The organism is Streptomyces griseus subsp. griseus (assembly GCF_003610995.1).
Taxonomy (GTDB): Bacteria; Actinomycetota; Actinomycetes; order Streptomycetales; family Streptomycetaceae; genus Streptomyces.
In genome coordinates this window covers 4,508,253-4,524,703 of sequence record NZ_CP032543.1, presented here as the reverse complement: position 1 = coordinate 4,524,703, position 16,451 = coordinate 4,508,253, and the positions used below count along the sequence as shown (strand labels likewise).

Sequence of the window (16,451 nt, the reverse complement as noted above, 5' to 3'; positions counted from 1 at the left end):
GCGGGAAAGCAGGCGGTCGTGACGACGGTGTACACGCGGGTGGCCAGTCCGCTGGGCCAGTTGCTGCTGGTGGGCGAGTCGGACGGGACGGCCGACGGACTGCGGCTGGTGTCGTTGTCCGTGCCCGGGCAGAAGGGCGGTGCGGTCATCCGGGACGGGTGGTCCGAGGCGCCCGAGCTGTTCGCGGGGATCGTCGCGCAGGTGGAGGCGTACTTCGCGGGGCGGTCGGCGCGGTTCGACGTGCCGTTCGCCGAGGGCGCGGGTACGGAGTTCCAGCGGCGCGTCTGGAAGGTGCTGGAGTCGATTCCGTACGGTCAGACCCTGTCGTACGGGGAGGTCGCCGCGCAGGTCGGGGCCTCCGGTGCGGGGGTGCGGGCGGTGGGGACGGCGATCGGGCGCAACCCGTTGCTGGTCGTGCGGCCGTGTCACCGGGTGATCGGGGCGGACGGGGCGCTGCGGGGGTACGCGGGTGGCCTGGAGCGCAAGCAGGTGCTGCTGGGGCTCGAAGGGGCCGCGTGCGTGGAGGGCGTTGCGGGGACCGACGGCGCCCCGCGGGTGCGGGCCGACGGCTGAGGGTGGTGTGACGAATGGCTTCGCGTGGGGTTCCGGCCACTTCGGGCGGGCTCTTTCCGCGGCCCCGGCAGGTGGTCGCGCCGGGTGCCGTGCACGTGCCCGAGTGGCTCCCGGTGGAGCGCCGGCGGGAGTTGGTGGCGGCGTGCCGGGAGTGGGCGCGGGGGCCGGTTCCCTTGCGGCACACGGTGTTGCCGGGCGGCGGCGTGATGTCGGTGCGGACGGTGTGCCTGGGGTGGCACTGGCAGCCGTACCGGTACACGCGCACCGCCGACGATGTGAACGGCGCCCCGGTGGCCGCGATGCCACGGTGGCTGGTCGAATTGGGGCGTGCGGCGGTGGCGGAGGCGTACGAGGACGAGGGCGCGGCGGAGGCGTTCACTCCGGACACCGCGCTGATCAACTTCTATGACGACGCGGCGCGGATGGGTATGCACCAGGACAGGGAGGAGCGTTCGGGTGCTCCTGTGGTGTCGTTGAGCATCGGGGCGGCGTGCGTGTTCCGCTTCGGGAACACCGAGGGTCGCGGGCAGCCCTACACGGACGTGGAGTTGGTCTCCGGGGACCTCTTCGTCTTCGGCGGTCCGTCGCGCTTCGCGTTTCACGGGGTGCCGAAGGTCCACGTCGGAACAGCCGACCCGGCCGCGGGGATGCGGGCGGGCCGGCTGAATGTGACGTTGCGGGAGACCGGGCTGAGTTGAGCCCCGGGAGCGGTCAGCGCCGTTCGCGGGAGTTGCCGAAGAGCAGCCGGTAGAGGATCAGCAGGACCAGGGAGCCGGCGATGGCGGCGATCCAGGTCGCGGTGTCGTAGAAGTCGTTGCTGATGGGACGGTCGAGGAACTGACTGGAGAGCCAGCCTCCGACGAAGGCACCGGCGATCCCGATGAGGGTGGTCCCGACGATGCCGCCCGGGTCGCGGCCCGGGAGCAGGATTTTGGCTATGACTCCGGCGAGCAGCCCAAGAATGATCCAACCGACAATGCTCATGTCGCTGCTCCTACCCCTTGCTTGGTCTTGGAACACAAGACGCAGCGAGCGTGCGTTCGGTTGCGAGGGCTGCCGTCGGCGGGCGGGGCGGGGACGGGGCGATGGGCGGGCGGGGAACGGGGCGGCGGGCAGGTCAGCGGTCACGGCGGCTATCGCGGTGTGCCGCCCGGCCGCTCCCGGTCCGGCCGACCACCGTCGCGTAGGGCCGTCTCCAGTACGCGGATGTCCTCGGCGTCCTTGGCCCGGCGCGGGCGGCCCGGGATCCAGACCGGCGTCATCCGCTTGATCTCCATCTGGACGGCCGGGCTGATGACCGGACAGGCCGTCGGGCCGATGCGGCCGAGCGGGCCTTCGAGCATGCCGTCCGGCCACCGTTCGCCGGCCCAGGGCCCGCCCGCGACCACGGCATGGCCGGAGCCGCCCTCCTCCAGCAGGGCGAAGCTGCTCTCCTCGCCCTGCCTCTCGAAGTCGCGCTGCTGGTCGGCGGGTGGGCCGGGGAGATGCTCCCAGCCCGACCGCAGCAGCTCATCGGTGAGCGGGGCGGCGTCCCGCTTCCGGGCGAACCAGTCGAGGTCCGTGTGGTCGCGGGTGAGCGAACCGAGGAAGAAGTCCACGGACCGGCCGCCCGGAGCCAGAGCTCCACGCCGAGCGCGCCGGCGATCCGGACCGTCCCGGCGATCAGCCGGAGCTGTCGCTCCGTGCGCTGCCTGGCCAGGAGCCCGGAGCGTACGCGGTCGCTCCGGGCTCGTCAGCTGCTTTCCCGGGTCCTAAGGGGCGACGAACGGCTGGTCCGTGGGGACGATCTCCTTGCCGAAGGGCATCAGCGAGACGGGGATCAGCTTGAAGTTGGCGATGCCCAGGGGGATGCCGATGATCGTGATGCAGAGGGCGATGCCGGTGGTGATGTGGCCGAGCGCGAGCCACCATCCGGCGAGGATCAGCCAGAGGACGTTGCCGGCGCAGGAGGGCGATCCGGCGTCCCTGCGGTCGACGACCGTGTAGCCGAAGGGCCAGAGCGCGTAGATGCCGATCCTGAAGGCGGCGACGCCGAACGGGATACCGATGATCGTGATGCAGAGCAGAACGCCTGCGAGGAGATAGCCGAGGAACATCCAGAACCCGCACAGCACGAGCCAGATGATGTTCAGGATGGTTTTCATGGGCGGCGACCTGCCATCTGTTCCAGTCGGGCGATGCGCTCCGCCATCGGCGGATGGGTGGAGAACATCTTGGCCATCCCCTGTCCGGGACGGAAGGGGTTCGCGATCATCATGTGGCTCGCGGTCTCGATCCTGGGCTCCGGGGGCAGCGGAAGCTGTTTCGTTCCTGCGTCCAGTTTGCGCAGGGCGCTGGCGAGGGCGAGCGGGTCCCCGGTGAGCTGCGCTCCGGACGCGTCGGCCTCGTACTCACGGGAGCGGCTGACGGCGAGCTGGATGACGGAGGCGGCGAGCGGGCCCAGGATCATGATCAGGAGCATGCCCAGGAGGCCGGGGCCTTCGTCGTCGTTGGAGCGGCCGATGGGGATGAGCCAGGCGAAGTTGACCAGGAACATGACGACGGAGGCGAGGGCTCCGGCGACGGAGGAGATGAGGATGTCCCGGTTGTAGACATGGCTCAGCTCGTGGCCCAGGACGCCGCGCAGCTCCCGCTCGTCGAGGATCTGGAGGATGCCCTCGGTGCAGCAGACGGCCGCGTTGCGCGGATTGCGGCCGGTGGCGAAGGCGTTGGGCGCCTGGGTCGGGGAGATGTACAGGCGGGGCATCGGCTGACGGGCCGCGGTGGAGAGCTCGCGGACGATCCGGTAGAGCTGGGGCGCCTCGAACTCGCTGACGGGGCGGGCCCGCATGGCGCGCAGGGCCAGCTTGTCGCTGTTCCAGTAGGCGTACGCGTTGGTGCCGACGGCCACGACGAGAGCGATGACGAGGCCCGTACGTCCGAAGAAGCTGCCGATGATGATGATGAGTGCGGACAGGCCCCCGAGGAGTACGGCGGTTTTCAGCCCGTTGTGCCGGCGGTGCACGGTACGCCCTCCAAGTGGTGCGGCAGGGGAACCCTTTGCATGGTGGTGCTCCACTCCCCCAGTGGAGCCTCCCGTACTGGTCAACGCCAGGCGAGGGGAGCTAGTTCCCTTGTGCGTGCGGGTGGAGGGCGGAGCCTCTCCGGCGCGATCCGGCCGGTTCCGGCTCCTGGCCCGTACGGCGCGGCACTGGGCCGTACGGGTGTCGGGGCGTGCGGGTGTCAGCGCTGGGCCGGGAGTGCAGCTCGGCGTGAGGCGGGCGGTCGGCTCAGCGCTGGACGGGCAGCTTGGCGAGGGAGAGCGCCTCGGGGTCGGGCTCCACCTCGCTGGTGCAGTGGGCGCAGCGGGAGGCGACGGCGGGGATCGCGCTGAAGCAGCGCGGGCAGTCGCGGAGGGCGGCCTTGATGTCGACCTCCTCCTCCTTGGCGAAGCGGTTCTGCACCTTGGCCATGGGGACCACGACACAGAAGTAGAGGACCGCGGCGGTGATGAGGAAGGCGATGGCGGCGCTGAGGAAGAGACCGTAGGGGAACTCGACCCCGTCGGCCTTGAAGGTGGCCTTGCTGAAGTCGCCGGTGCCACGGGTGATGACGCCGATGAGCGGAACGATGAAAGCGTTGCTGAAGCCGGTGACCACGGCGGTGAAGGCTGCTCCGACGGCGAGGCCGATCGCCATCGAGATGACGTTTCCGCGCAGGATGAAGTCCTTGAACCCGTTCAGCACTGCTCTCTCTCCTCTATGGATTTCGTACGTCTTCGCCGTGTACGTGACGTGGGCAGCCACGACCTTGCCCTGTGGCGGCCGCCCTGGGCAAACCGATCTTTCGCCTTCGGAGAGCCTCAGAAGAGGGCGACGGCGGCGAACCTCAGGATGAGCTGCGGGGCCCCGGAGAGGAGGATTCCGGCGGCGGCGGTGAGGGCGATGGCCGTGGTGAGCGGGGCAGGTGCCCGGAATCGGTGCGTCGGCTCGGCGGTCGGTGTTCCGGCGGTCGCTTCGGCGGTGTCCGGGCCCCTGAAGAGGATCGCGGTCCACTGAAGGTAGTAGTAGAGAGCGATCACCACGTTGACGGCCATGACGACGGCGAGCCAGCCGAGCCCGGCGTCGTCGGCCGCCGAGAAGACGGTGACCTTCGCGAAGAGCCCGATGATGCCGGGCGGCAGTCCGGCCAGGCAGAGCAGGAAGAAGCCGAGCGCGAGGGCGGCGAGCGGCCGGGTGGCGTACAGGCCCCGGTAGTCGGCGACGCGGTTGCCGGGCTTCGTACGGGCGACGAGGGCCGCGACGGCGAAGGCGCCCAGGTTCACGACGGCGTACATGAGGGCGTACGCGACGGTGGAGCCGATCTGTTCGTCGCTGGAGTACGCGGCGGCGGCGATCGGGACGAGCAGATAGCCGGCCTGGGCGACGGAGGACCAGGCGAGGAGCCGTACGGCGCTGCGCGCGCGGTCGGCCCTCTGGCGGATCGCGGCGACGTTGCCGACGGTCATGGTCAGGGCGGCCAGGACGGCGACGGCGGGTCCCCAGACATCGGCATAAGAAGGGAACGCGACAACGGTGACGAGGATGAGGCCCGAGAAACCGACGGTCTTGCCGACGACGGAGAGGTAGGCGGCGATCGGCAGGGGCGCGCCCACATAGGTGTCGGGGACCCAGAAGTGGAAGGGGGCCGCGGCGGTCTTGAAGGCGAAGCCGACGAGGGTGAGGACGACGCCGGTCTTGGCGAGGGTGTCCAGGGCCGGAGGTACGTCGTCCAGATGGGCGGCGATCTCCGTGAGGTGGAGGGTCCCCGTGGTCGCGTACACGAAGCTGACGCCCAGGAGCATCACGGCGGTGGCGACGACGGAGGAGAGGAAGAACTTGAGCGCGGCTTCGGAGGAGCGCCGGTCGCCGCGCTTGATGCCCACGAGGGCGAAGGCCGGCAGCGAGGCGACCTCCAGGGCGACGACGAGGGTGGCGAGGTCGCGGGAGGCGGGCAGGAGGGCGGCGCCCGCGGCGGAGGCGAGGAGCAGGAACCAGTATTCGCCCGCCGGGAGCTTCCGCGTGTCGTCGAGGGAGAGCAGCGCGGTGAGGAACGCCCCGCCGAGCACGAGGGCCTGGATCACCAGGGCGAAGTGGTCGGCGGTATAGCTGCACGCCTGGGCGCCGGTCGTGACGCAGAAGGTGGCGCGGTCTCCGGCGCGCAGCGGGATGAGGAGGGCGAGTGCGGCGGCGAGCGCGGTGAGGGTTCCGTAGCCGAGGACCTTCTTGCGGTGCCCGGGGAGGAAGAGATCGGCGACGAGGACGAGCAGGGCGGCCAGCGCGGTGAGGGTGGGGGGTGCGATGGCGAGCCAGTCGACGGTCTGGACGACGCGGGGGGCGGCGTCGGCCGCCGTGGTGAAGGCGGCGGTGCTGAGGTCCGCGGTCACGACTTGCCTCCTGCGAGGAGCTTCTGCACGGCCGGGTCGGTGAGGCCGAGGAGGACGGCGGGCCAGAGTCCGGCGAGAACGGTGAGGGCGGCGAGCGGGGTCCAGGCGGCGGCTTCGTAGCGCTGGATGTCGGCGAGCTGCGGGGGGCTTCCGGCAGCCGTGGGCCGTCCGGGGGCAGGCGCCGGGGCCGGGGTGCGGTCGTCGGGCGAGAGCCGGGAGTGGGGCGTGTGCTCGCCCATGCAGACGCGGCGGACCACGATGAGCATGTACGCGGCGGTGAGCAGGGTGCCGGACGCGCCGATGGCCATGAAGGTGCGGAACGCCGGGCGGCTGAGGCCCTCGGCGGGGCTGTAGGCGCCGAACAGGGTGAGCATCTCGCCCCAGAAACCGGCGAGCCCGGGCAGTCCGAGCGAGGCGACGGCGGCGAAGGCGAGCAGGGCGCCGAGGCGGGGGGCCCGGCCGTAGAGGGCGGCTCCGGTGGCGCCGGCGAGGGTGTCCAGATCGGCGGTGCCGTAGCGGTCCTTGATCGCGCCGACCAGGAAGAACAACAGGCCGGTGATGAGGCCGTGGGCGATGTTGGCGAAGAGCGCGCCGTTGACTCCGGTGGGCGTCATGGTGGCGATGCCGAGCAGCACGAAGCCCATGTGGCCGACGGAGGAGTACGCGATGAGCCGCTTGAGGTCGCCCTTGGCACCGTTACGGGCCAGGGCCAGGCAGGCGAGCGATCCGTAGACGATGCCGACGACGGCGAAGGCGGCGAGGTACGGCGCGAAGGTACGCATCCCGTCGGGCGCGATGGGGAGCAGGATCCGGACGAACCCGTACGTTCCCATCTTCAGCAGGACGCCCGCCAGGAGCACGGAGCCGACGGTCGGGGCGGCGGTGTGGGCGTCGGGGAGCCAGCTGTGCAGGGGCCACATCGGGGTCTTCACGGCGAGTCCGAGGCCGATCGCGAGAACGGCGATGACCTGCACGGATGTGGTGAGGCCACGGCCGTTGTCAGTGGCGAGTGCCACCATGTCGAAGGTGCCGCTCCTCAGCCCGATGAGGAGCAGGCCCAGCAGCATGACGACCGAGCCGAGCAGCGTGTAGAGGATGAACTTCCAGGCGGCGGCCTGCCGCTGGTCACCGCCCCAGCGGGCGATGAGGAAGTACATCGGGATGAGGACCATCTCGAAGGCGAGGAAGAAGAGCAGCAGGTCGAGGACGGCGAAGGTGGCGAGGGTGCCGGATTCCAGGACGAGGACGAGGGCGGTGAACGCCTTCGCCGAGGGGCCCGCGGGCAGCTTGAAGTAGCTGTACAGCGCGCAGAGGAAGGTCAGCAGCGCGGTCAGGAGCAGGAGGGGGAGCGAGATGCCGTCGATGCCGAGGTGGATGCGGACGTCGAGTGCCGGGATCCAGCTGATGTCGGTGGTCGCCTGCATCGTGGCGGGGTGGTCGTGGTCGAAGCCGACGGCTAGGACGATCGCGGCGAGGAGGACGGCGCCGGTCACGGTCACGCCGTGGCGCAGCACGGCCTGGTCGGGGTTCCTGCCCCTGAGTCCGGGCGGGGCGGGGAGCAGGGCCGCGACGGCGCCGAGCAGCGGGGCGACGACGATGAACGCGAGAAGGAACTGCATCACGGACGGGCTGATATCGATCACGGTCACGACCCCGCGTTGACGTTGGCGAAGACGACGGCGGCGATCGCCAGGACGAGGGAACCGGCGAGCAGGACGCTGAGATAGGTCTGCACGTTGCCGGTCTGGGCACGGCGTACGGCGGTGCCGAGGAGCCGGGTGGCGGCGCCCGATCCGTTGACATAGGTGTCGACGACCGAGCGGTCCAGGAAGCGCACGAGGCGGGCGGCCTGCTGGACGGGCCGGACGAACACCGCCGTGTACAGGGCGTCGAGGTGGAAGCCGGTGACCGCGTGGCGGTGGAGCGGGCCCAGGAGGAGGCGTCCGGGGTCGGCCGGGTCGACGGCGTCCGCGATGGTGCCGTAGGCAGCGGTGTGCGACGTCATGGCCTCGGCTTCGACGAGGGCGGGTTCGGCGCCGGGGTGGGCGGCGACGGCCCCGATGGGGGTGCGGGCGGCGAGCGCCGTGGTGTGGCGCCAGGCGCCATAGGTGACGAGCCCGCCGACGAGGCCGACGCCGGTGGAGAGGACGGCCGTGGTGAGGGACGGGGTGAGGGCGTGGCCGTCGAACCAGTCGCCCAGCACGCCCGCGGTCAGCCCGAAGGCGATGGTGGGGACGGCCAGGATCCACAGGACGGAGGTCATGGCGAGCGGCTGGCGGCCGTGGTCGGGTACTTCGGCGCCGCGCCCCTTGAAGGCGAGGAGCCAGAGGCGGGTGGCGTAGGCGGCGGTGAGGACGGCGGCCAGCAGCCCGGCGACGAGGATCGTCCAGCCCGCGGCGGCGGGGGCGGCGGTCCGGTCCCCCATGGCGGTGTGCTCGGCGGCGACGAGGACGGCTTCCTTGGAGAAGAAGCCGGCGAACGGCGGGATGGCGGCGAGCGCGAGGAGGGCGACGGTCATCGTCCAGTAGGCGTCGGGAATCCGGCGCGCGAGGCCGCCCATGCGGGACATGGCGGCGAGTGAGTTGGTGCCGGCGGCGTGGATGACGACGCCGGCCGCGAGGAAGAGGACCGCTTTGAACGCACCGTGCGAGATCAGGTGGAAGACGGCGGCACCCCGGTCGGCGACGGCCAGGGCACCGGACATGTAGCCGAGCTGGCCGATCGTCGAGTAGGCGAGGACGCGTTTGATGTCGTCCTGGGCGAGGGCGGCGAGCCCGGAGCCGACCATCGTCACGGCCGCCATCACGGCGAGGACGACCAGGGCCGCGCCGGAGGCGGCGAAGACGGGGAGCAGCCGGGCCACGAAGTAGATCCCGGCGGCGACCATCGTCGCGGCGTGGATGAGCGCGGAGACGGGGGTGGGGCCGGCCATCGCGTCGGGCAGCCAGGTGTGCAGGGGGAACTGGGCGGACTTTCCGGCGACGCCTGCCAGGAGCAGCAGGGCGATGAGGGTGGGGTGGTCCAGGCCGCCGTTGGTGACGGCCGCCAGGATCTTGGTGATCCGGAAGCTGCCGGTGTCGGCGGCCAGGGCGAACAGGCCGATCAGGAAGGGGACATCGCCGAGCTTGGTGACGAGGAAGGCCTTGAGGGAGGCGGCACGCGCTTCGGGCGTCTCCCAGTAGTGGCCGACCAGGAAGTACGAGCAGATGCCCATGATCTCCCAGCCGACCAGGAGCACCATCAGGTCGCCGGAGTAGACGACGAGCAGCATCGCGGAGGTGAAGAGGGAGACCAGGGCCGCGTAGGAGGGGTAGCGGGCGTCGTCGCGGAGGTAGGCCGTGGAGTAGAGCTGTACGCAGGTGGCGACGAGCCCGACGAGGACGGCGACCAGGACCGCGAAGCCGTCCAGGTGCAGGGCCAGGTCGATGGGGACCGACCCGGTGGGGGTGAGCTGGGTGGCCGCGTCGATGGCACGGCCGCCGCCTTGGCGGACGGCGACGATCACGGCGAGGACGGCCGCGGTGAGCGTCGGCAGGATCGCCAGGGGGCGGACGAAGCCGGGGGCGGTGCGGCCGAGCGCGAGTCCGGCGACGGCGCCGAGGAAGGGCAGGAGCGGGACGAGGGCGGCGAGGGTCGTCGTGGTCACGAGGTGGCCTCTGCGTTCTTGGTGGTCCCTGCGTTCGTGGTGTTCCCCGCGCTCGCGGCTTGCGCTGCCTTTTCGGCGTGGCCGTCGGCTGCGGCGTCGGCGGTGTCAGCGGCGGCGGCCTCGGCGTCGAGGATCTCGGCGTCGTCGGTCTCGGCGGTGTCGCGGAGGCGGTCGATGTCGGAGGAGCCGCGGTTGCGGTGGACGGCCAGCACGATCGCGAGGCCGATACCGATCTCGGCGGCGGCGATGGCGATGGTGAAGAGGGTGAGGGCCTGGCCGGAGTGGAGGGTGTCGCGGAGCCAGACGTCGAAGGCGACGAGGTTGAGGTTGACGGCGTTGAGCATCAGCTCGACCGACATCAGGACCAGGATCGCGTTGCGGCGGGCGAGGACGCCGTAGAGGCCGGTGCAGAAGAGGAGGGCGGCGAGTACGGCGGGATAGGCGAGGTGCATCAGCTCCGCTCCTCCGTTCCGCGGCCTTGGCCCTTGCCCCGAGCCTCGCTCCGGTCCTTGTCCTGTCGGGTGGAAGAGACCGAGGCCGACCGGATCGCCGTGTCCTTGTCGTGCTTGCGGGACAGCACGATGGCGCCGACGAGGGCGGCGAGCAGCAGGACGGAGAGCGCCTCGAAGGGGAGGACCCAGTTCCGGAAGAGGAAGGCTCCGGTGACGGCGGTGGAGCCCTGGGCCGGTCCTTCGAGGTCGATCCAGGTGGTACGGAAGGCGTCCACGACGACCCAGACGAGCGCGGCCGCCGAGGCGAGGGCCACCCCCAGGGCGACCCACCGGTTGCCCGAATCGGCTTCCGGGGAGCGGCCGATGGGGGCCCGGGTGAGCATCAGGCCGAAGAGGAGGAGGACGACGATGGAACCGACGTAGATCAGTACCTGCACCCAGGCGATGAACTCCGCGGTGAGCAGGAGGTATTCGACGGCCAGTCCGCCGAGCGCCACGACGAGCCAGAGGGCGGCGTGCACCAGTTGCCGGGTGGTGACGGTGATGACGGCGGCGCCGAGGGTGGCGAGGCCGACGAGGACGAAGGCGATCTCGACGCCGGTCGGGGAGAGGAAGCCGGGGTGGTCGGCGGCGGCTGCGGCGAGCACGGTGGGTGCGGTGTGCGGCGTCACGGGGTTCCTCCCTTCGCGTCGGAGGCAGGGTCGGGATCGGGGTTCTTCCGGGGTGCCTGGGCGGCGAGTTTGTCGGCCGTCTTGCGGGCGGCGGCGATCTCCTTCGGCTCCTCCGCCCCGGGGTCGAGGGCGGGCGGCTCCGGCACGGTCCACATCCACTCGCGGAGCTTGTCCCGCTCATGGGTGAGCTCGTGGATGTCCGTCTCCGCGTACTCGAACTCGGGTGACCAGAAGAGGGCGTCGAAGGGGCAGACCTCGATGCAGATACCGCAGTACATGCAGAGGGAGAAGTCGATGGCGAAGCGGTCGAGGACGTTACGGCTGCGCTCGCGTCCGCCGGGCGCGGCGGGCGGCACCGTCTCCTTGTGGGAGTCGATGTAGATGCACCAGTCGGGGCACTCACGGGCGCAGAGCATGCAGACCGTGCAGTTCTCCTCGAACAGCCCGATGACACCACGGGAGCGGGGCGGGAGTTCGGGCTGGGTGTCGGGGTACTGCGCGGTGACGGTCTTCTTCGTCATCGTGCGCAGGGTGACGGCGAGGCCCTTGGCCAGGCCTGATCCGGGGATCGGGGGCATCAGCTGATCGCCACCTTCACGATGCCGGTGAGCGCGATCTGCGCGAGGGCGAGGGGGACGAGGGTGGTCCAGGCGAGTCTCTGCAACTGGTCCTCACGCAGACGCGGGTAGCTGACGCGCAGCCAGATGACGACGAACGCGAGGAGGGCGGTCTTGAGGAGGGTCCAGAGCCAGCCGAGTCCGTCGGCGCCGAACGGGCCGTGCCAGCCGCCGAGGAAGAGGACGGTGGTCAGGGCGCAGAGGATGACGATGCCCGCGTACTCGGCGAGGAGGAACAGGGCGAAGCGCAGCCCCGTGTACTCGGTGTAGGCGCCGAAGATGATCTCGGAGTCGGCGACCGGCATGTCGAAGGGAGGGCGCTGGAGTTCGGCGAGACCGGCGACGAAGAAGACCAGGGCTCCGACGATCTGCCAGGGCAGCCACCACCACTCGAAGGCGTCGAGGATGCCGGTGAGCGAGACCGTGCCGGCCGCCATGGCGACGGAGGCGGCGGCCAGGAGCATCGGGAGTTCGTAGGAGAGGAGCTGGGCGGCGGTACGGAGACCGCCGAGCAGGGAGAACTTGTTGGCCGAGGCCCAGCCGGCCATGAGCGAGCCGAGGACGCCGATGCCCATGACGGCGAGCACGAAGAAGATGCCCGCGTCGATGACCTGGCCCACCGCGCCGTCGCCGGGGCCGATGGGGATGGCCACGAGGACGAGGAGGTACGGGAGGAGGGCGACGGCGGGGGCGAGCTGGAAAACGCGGCGGTCGGCGGCGGCCGGGACCACGTCCTCCTTCTGCGCGAACTTCACGCCGTCCGCGACGAGCTGGGCCCAGCCGTGGAAGCCACCCGCGTACATGGGGCCGAGGCGGCCCTGCATGTGGGCCATGACCTTGTGTTCGGTCTGGCCCACGAGGAGGGGGGCGACCAGGAACACGACGAAGATGACGGCCAGGCGGAGGGCGACGTCGGACACGTCGTTCACTCGGCATCGCCTCCGGCGGGGTGGTCGGGGTCGGGCTTGGGCTGGGACGGAGGTTCGGGCTTGGTGGGGGTGGGCTCGTCCGTCGGCGGGCGGTCGGGGTCAGGGGCGGTCCTGGGCTCGGTGGGGGCGGAGGTGGGGCCGCTGCGCGGGGCCTCTCCCCTACCCGCCCCTTCCCGAACCGGGGGCTCTGCCTCCGGACCCCCGCTCCTCAAACGCCGGAGAGGCTGGGAATCGGGGTCTCCGCCCTCCGAATGCTTCGGGGAATGGGAGGGGGGCTCGGGGCCGTCGCTCTCGGAAGGAAGCTGAGGCTGGGAGCGGGCGTTGTCTGACCCCGCAGACCGCCGGGGCTCGGGGCGGGCGTCGCCCGTCCCCGAAGACCGCCGGGACTCGGACGCATCGGGGCGGCCCGATGCGGCGTCCGGTGCGGTGTCCGGCTCATCGAACGCCGGTTGGGCGTCGTGCCAGGGGGCGTCCGTGGAGCGGGCGCGCTGGCTCGCCGAGCCCTGAGAGGCCGAGCGGGAGCGGCGCGGCGGGCGCGGCGTGGCTGCTTCCGGGCCCTGCTGCTGGCTCGCCGAGCCGTCCGACGCGGAACGGGAGCGGCGCGGGCGCGCGGCCGGGGACTGTTCGGGCGGTACGTCGCCGGACGACGCGCCTCCGGGAGGCGCGGGCGCGGACGGAGGCTGTACGGCATCCGGCGAGGCGGCATCCGACGATGCGGGCGCGGGAGCCCCGGCCACGGCGCCGCCTGGAGCGGGAGGCGCGGACGCCTCAGGCGCGGGCACCCCGGCCCCACGAGCCCCCGACGTGGGAGCCCCGGAGTCCGCAGACCCCGGGCCCGAGGGCTCGGGCGGGCCCGTTCGGGGGCGTTGCGCGGCTGAGCCGTCGCTCGCGGAGCGGGTGCGGCGGGGCGGGCGGTCGGCCGTCGCCGCCGGGCGGGACGCACGGCCCGGGCGGGGTGCGGCGGGGGGCAGCTGGCCCTTGAGGGGGCCCCATTCGTTGGGGTCCGGAACGCCGGGGGGCAGCATGGTGCGGCGCTTGGGGCCGCCGTGTTCGGACTCGCCGGGCTCCTTCGCGCCGGGCCAGGCCTTGGCGACCCGGGCGGCCAGGACGAAGTCCTTGCGGAGCGGATGGCCCTCGAACCCTTCCGGCAGCAGGAGCGGGGCGAGGCCGGGGTGGTCCTCGAAGGCGACCCCGAACATCTCGTGCGTCTCGCGCTCGTGCCAGGCCGCGCCCGCGTAGACGTCGATCGCACTGGGCAGGGTGGCCGCGTCGTGCGGGACGGTGGTGCGCAGCATGAGCCGGCGGACCGTGCCGTCGCCGAGAGCGGCGACGTGCGCGCAGACGCGGAAGCCGGTGCCCGGCTCGTCCACGGCGCTGAGCCAGTCGAAGTAGGTGCAGCCGAGTCCGTCGCGGGCGGTCCGCAGCGCGGTGATCCACTCCGTGGCGGGGATGTCGACGGTGAGCAGGTCGTAGGCCGACTCCGCCGTCGCGCCCTCCCCGAACAGCTCCGTGACGGCGTCCGGCAGCCGGTCGTACGGGTGGTGGGCCTCGTGTCGACGCTCGCTCACCGCTGCTCCTCCCCCGGTTCCGTCCCCGGAGCCTTCGCCGGTGGCGTCGGTGCGGTGACCAGTCCGCTGCGCAGCGCCGCCGTGGAGGGGGTGCCTCCGGAGGGGCCGGGCGCGTACCGGTCGGCCAGGGACTCGCGCGCGATCTTCTCCTGGAGCTTGAGAATGCCCTGGAGCAGCGCCTCGGGCCGGGGCGGGCAGCCGGGTACGTACACATCGACGGGGATGATCTGGTCGACGCCCTTGGTGACGGAGTACGAGTCCCAGTAGGGGCCGCCGCAGTTGGAGCAGGCGCCGAAGGAGATGACGTACTTCGGTTCGGGCATCTGCTCGTAGAGGCGCTTCACCGCCGGGGCCATCTTGTCCGTCACCGTGCCGGAGACGATCATCAGGTCCGCCTGGCGAGGGCCGGGCGCGAAGGGGATCACGCCGAGCCGGATGAAGTCGTGGCGCGCCATGGAGGCGGCGATGAACTCGATGGCGCAGCAGGCGAGTCCGAAGTTGAAGACCCAGAGGCTGTAGCGGCGGCCCCAGTTGAGGACGACCTTCATCGGTTCGGGCGCGAGCCGGGAGAGGAGGCCGAGGCGCTGGGGCTCCGGAAGGAGCACCGGCTCCGGTGCGGCATCCGCCTGCGGTTCGGGCTGTTGTCCTGCGGGGGTCGGCCGGCTCGTCAGGCCCATGCGAGGACGCCCTTCTTCCATGCGTAGAGCAGTCCCACGGCGAGGAAGCCGAGGAAGATGAACATTTCCACCAGCGTGGTGGCGCCGTATCCGGGTGCCGCGAAGACCGTGGCCCACGGGAACAGGAAGATGGAGTCGACGGCGAAGATGACATAAAGGAACGCGTAGACGTAGTAGCGGACCTGGGTGTGGGCCCAGCCCTCACCGACCGGGTCGACGCCGCACTCGTACGTCAGGAGCTTCTCCGGCGTCGGGACCACGGGCCGCAGGAGTCGTCCCGCGCCGAACGCGACGGCGACGAACAGGACGCCGACCAGGGCGAGCAGGCCGACCACCGAGTAGCTCTGGAAGTAGTCGGAGGCGAGGGTGGTCTGGTGGTGGACCGGCACGTACGTCACGTGCGGCGCTTCCGGCACGTACGCCACGTCCCTCACGTCCACCCCTTGTTCCTCGTCATCCGGTTGTAGCCCCGTACGTATCCGAGGCCCCTGCTGTACGCACGGGAGTCTAGGCCCTGATAAACGCACCGTAAGCAGCCGCGTCGCACACAGGTGGGGTTATCCCTACTTCACGCCACCTACGAGCCCCATGGCGAGCGCGGACACGGCCCGGCAGGCTGGTGCCATGACCATGAGCCCTTCCGTACCGGACCCCGACCGGCCTCTGCCGCCCGCCCGCCTCGCCCTCGACCGGTCGGCCTGGCGGGAGGTCGCGCACCTGCTGGTCAATCTGCCGCTGGCCGTCGCCGGTTTCGTCTACGCCCTGCTCGTGATCGCCGTCGGTGTGGGCCTCTCGGTCACCGTGGTCGGGCTGCCGGTGCTGGTCGGCGGGGTGCGGGGGGCGCGGTGGCTGGGCCGGGTGGAGCGGGGCCGGGCGCGGTCGTTGCTCGGGTTGCGGATCGAGGAGCCGAGCCCGTTGCCGCGCGGCCGCCGGGACGACGGGGTCTTCACCTGGCTCTGGTCGGGGCTGAAGGACCCGGTGGGGTGGCGCTCGCTGCTGTACGGCTTCATCCGGCTGCCGTGGGGGGTCCTGACGTTCGCGGTGACGCTGGTGAGCCTGGTCGTCCTGTGGCCGGTGCTCCCGTTCATCGCCCGGGGGCTGACGACGGCCGACCGGGCCATGGTGCGGGGGCTGTTGTCGCCCTCGGACGAGCTGGAGCGGCGGATCGCGGAGCTGGAGTCGGACCGGGGCGTGGTCGTGGACACCGCCGCCGCCGACCTCCGCCGTATCGAACGGGACCTGCACGACGGTGCGCAGGCCCGGCTCGTCGCCCTCGCCATGGGGTTGGGGCTGGCGAAGGAGAAGCTGACGGACGACCCGGAAGCGGCCGCACGGATGGTGGAGGAGGCCCACGGGGAGGTGAAGGTCGCACTTCAGGAGTTGCGCGACCTCGCCCGGGGTATCCATCCCGCTGTTCTGACCGACCGCGGCCTCGACGCCGCACTCTCCGCCATCGCCTCCCGCTGCACCGTCCCCGTCAAGGTGTCGGTGGATCTGCCGGGGCGTCCGGCGGAGGCGATCGAGGGCATCGCCTACTTCACCGTGTCGGAGCTCCTGCAGAACGTCAGCAAGCACAGCGGTGCCCGGTCGGCCGCGGTCGACGTGCGGCGTGCGGCGGACCGGTTGCTGATCCAGGTCACGGACGACGGTTCGGGCGGGGCGCGGATGGACGGCGGTACGGGGATGGCGGGGCTGGCCGAGCGGCTGGGTGCGGTGGACGGGCTGTTCGTCCTGGACTCCCCGGTGGGTGGGCCGACGTCCGTCACCGCGGAGCTGCCCTGGCGCGACCGGGTCCCGGCGGACAGCCGGGCCTCCTGAGCACGCGGAGGACGTGCCGGGGGGCCGAGGACGTACGAGGGTGGGGAAAACCCCCGTACGGATACGGAGACCGGCCACATGGTGCCGGAGAGGACA

The 16,451-nt window shown here is 71.6% G+C and carries 18 protein-coding genes; 3 read left to right on the top strand and 15 right to left on the bottom strand.

Annotation, left to right across the window (positions count from 1 at the left end):
* Window positions 1-18 precede the first annotated feature (18 nt).
* Window positions 19-573, top strand: a complete 555-nt coding sequence (locus D6270_RS20455) for a methylated-DNA--[protein]-cysteine S-methyltransferase (RefSeq protein WP_109164120.1) — start codon at window positions 19-21, stop codon at window positions 571-573.
* Window positions 574-587: 14 nt separating this feature from the next.
* Complete coding sequence (locus D6270_RS20450; RefSeq protein ID WP_109164121.1) at window positions 588-1,271, top strand: alpha-ketoglutarate-dependent dioxygenase AlkB family protein; 684 nt, start codon at window positions 588-590, stop codon at window positions 1,269-1,271.
* 13 nt (window positions 1,272-1,284) lie between these two features.
* Here D6270_RS20450 and D6270_RS20445 read toward each other — a convergent pair whose 3' ends face one another.
* From D6270_RS20445 to D6270_RS20375, 15 genes are all read right to left on the bottom strand, one after another.
* Window positions 1,285-1,557: a GlsB/YeaQ/YmgE family stress response membrane protein gene (locus D6270_RS20445; protein ID WP_109164122.1), complete on the bottom strand. Its 273-nt coding sequence runs from the start codon at window positions 1,555-1,557 to the stop codon at window positions 1,285-1,287.
* A 149-nt stretch (window positions 1,558-1,706) separates the two neighbouring features.
* Complete coding sequence (locus tag D6270_RS20440; protein WP_225976915.1) at window positions 1,707-2,171, bottom strand: aminoglycoside adenylyltransferase; 465 nt, start codon at window positions 2,169-2,171, stop codon at window positions 1,707-1,709.
* A 153-nt stretch (window positions 2,172-2,324) separates the two neighbouring features.
* On the bottom strand, window positions 2,325-2,717 hold the full coding sequence (locus D6270_RS20435) for a YccF domain-containing protein (protein WP_109164123.1): 393 nt from the start codon (window positions 2,715-2,717) through the stop codon (window positions 2,325-2,327).
* Window positions 2,714-3,577, bottom strand: a complete 864-nt coding sequence (gene htpX / locus D6270_RS20430) for a zinc metalloprotease HtpX (protein ID WP_109164124.1) — start codon at window positions 3,575-3,577, stop codon at window positions 2,714-2,716. Before htpX ends, D6270_RS20435 begins: the two co-directional genes overlap by 4 nt.
* A 265-nt stretch (window positions 3,578-3,842) precedes the next feature.
* A complete protein-coding gene (gene mscL / locus D6270_RS20425) occupies window positions 3,843-4,298 on the bottom strand; it encodes a large conductance mechanosensitive channel protein MscL (RefSeq protein WP_109164125.1) in 456 nt (151 codons plus the stop codon).
* A gap of 116 nt (window positions 4,299-4,414) precedes the next feature.
* The gene (locus D6270_RS20420) at window positions 4,415-5,977 is read right to left on the bottom strand and encodes an NADH-quinone oxidoreductase subunit N (protein ID WP_109164126.1); all 1,563 of its coding nucleotides are present in this window, start codon (window positions 5,975-5,977) and stop codon (window positions 4,415-4,417) included.
* Complete coding sequence (locus D6270_RS20415; protein WP_204117079.1) at window positions 5,974-7,626, bottom strand: NADH-quinone oxidoreductase subunit M; 1,653 nt, start codon at window positions 7,624-7,626, stop codon at window positions 5,974-5,976. Before D6270_RS20415 ends, D6270_RS20420 begins: the two co-directional genes overlap by 4 nt.
* Entirely contained in the window at window positions 7,623-9,623 is a 2,001-nt protein-coding gene (locus D6270_RS20410; protein WP_109164127.1) for an NADH-quinone oxidoreductase subunit 5 family protein, read from the bottom strand. Before D6270_RS20410 ends, D6270_RS20415 begins: the two co-directional genes overlap by 4 nt.
* Complete coding sequence (nuoK, locus tag D6270_RS20405) at window positions 9,620-10,075, bottom strand: NADH-quinone oxidoreductase subunit NuoK (RefSeq protein WP_109164128.1); 456 nt, start codon at window positions 10,073-10,075, stop codon at window positions 9,620-9,622. The genes D6270_RS20410 and nuoK overlap by 4 nt, the downstream gene beginning before the upstream one ends.
* Window positions 10,075-10,746, bottom strand: coding sequence for an NADH-quinone oxidoreductase subunit J family protein (locus D6270_RS20400; RefSeq protein ID WP_204117080.1), 672 nt, complete (start codon window positions 10,744-10,746; stop codon window positions 10,075-10,077). Before D6270_RS20400 ends, nuoK begins: the two co-directional genes overlap by 1 nt.
* On the bottom strand, window positions 10,743-11,324 hold the full coding sequence (locus D6270_RS20395) for a NuoI/complex I 23 kDa subunit family protein (RefSeq protein ID WP_109164129.1): 582 nt from the start codon (window positions 11,322-11,324) through the stop codon (window positions 10,743-10,745). The genes D6270_RS20400 and D6270_RS20395 overlap by 4 nt, the downstream gene beginning before the upstream one ends.
* Window positions 11,324-12,292 (bottom strand): complex I subunit 1/NuoH family protein, encoded by a 969-nt coding sequence (locus tag D6270_RS20390; RefSeq protein ID WP_109164130.1) that lies wholly within the window; start codon window positions 12,290-12,292, stop codon window positions 11,324-11,326. Before D6270_RS20390 ends, D6270_RS20395 begins: the two co-directional genes overlap by 1 nt.
* Complete coding sequence (locus D6270_RS20385; RefSeq protein WP_109164131.1) at window positions 12,289-13,860, bottom strand: NADH-quinone oxidoreductase subunit C; 1,572 nt, start codon at window positions 13,858-13,860, stop codon at window positions 12,289-12,291. The genes D6270_RS20390 and D6270_RS20385 overlap by 4 nt, the downstream gene beginning before the upstream one ends.
* On the bottom strand, window positions 13,857-14,537 hold the full coding sequence (locus tag D6270_RS20380) for an NADH-quinone oxidoreductase subunit B (protein ID WP_109164132.1): 681 nt from the start codon (window positions 14,535-14,537) through the stop codon (window positions 13,857-13,859). The genes D6270_RS20385 and D6270_RS20380 overlap by 4 nt, the downstream gene beginning before the upstream one ends.
* Window positions 14,528-14,977, bottom strand: a complete 450-nt coding sequence (locus tag D6270_RS20375; RefSeq protein WP_376198160.1) for an NADH-quinone oxidoreductase subunit A — start codon at window positions 14,975-14,977, stop codon at window positions 14,528-14,530. Before D6270_RS20375 ends, D6270_RS20380 begins: the two co-directional genes overlap by 10 nt.
* Before the next feature lie 184 nt (window positions 14,978-15,161).
* On the opposite strand from D6270_RS20375, the gene D6270_RS20370 reads away from it, so the two are divergent.
* A complete protein-coding gene (locus D6270_RS20370; protein WP_109167348.1) occupies window positions 15,162-16,355 on the top strand; it encodes a sensor histidine kinase in 1,194 nt (397 codons plus the stop codon).
* Window positions 16,356-16,451: the final 96 nt, after the last annotated feature.

Coding starts and splice junctions, on each gene's coding strand:
- D6270_RS20445 (WP_109164122.1), bottom strand. CDS start 1,557: ATGAGCATTGTCGGTTGGATCATTCTTGGGCTGCTCGCCGGAGTCATA.
- D6270_RS20435 (WP_109164123.1), bottom strand. CDS start 2,717: ATGAAAACCATCCTGAACATCATCTGGCTCGTGCTGTGCGGGTTCTGG.
- D6270_RS20450 (WP_109164121.1), top strand. CDS start 588: ATGGCTTCGCGTGGGGTTCCGGCCACTTCGGGCGGGCTCTTTCCGCGG.
- D6270_RS20380 (WP_109164132.1), bottom strand. CDS start 14,537: ATGGGCCTGACGAGCCGGCCGACCCCCGCAGGACAACAGCCCGAACCG.
- D6270_RS20395 (WP_109164129.1), bottom strand. CDS start 11,324: ATGCCCCCGATCCCCGGATCAGGCCTGGCCAAGGGCCTCGCCGTCACC.
- nuoK (WP_109164128.1), bottom strand. CDS start 10,075: ATGCACCTCGCCTATCCCGCCGTACTCGCCGCCCTCCTCTTCTGCACC.
- D6270_RS20370 (WP_109167348.1), top strand. CDS start 15,162: ATGACCATGAGCCCTTCCGTACCGGACCCCGACCGGCCTCTGCCGCCC.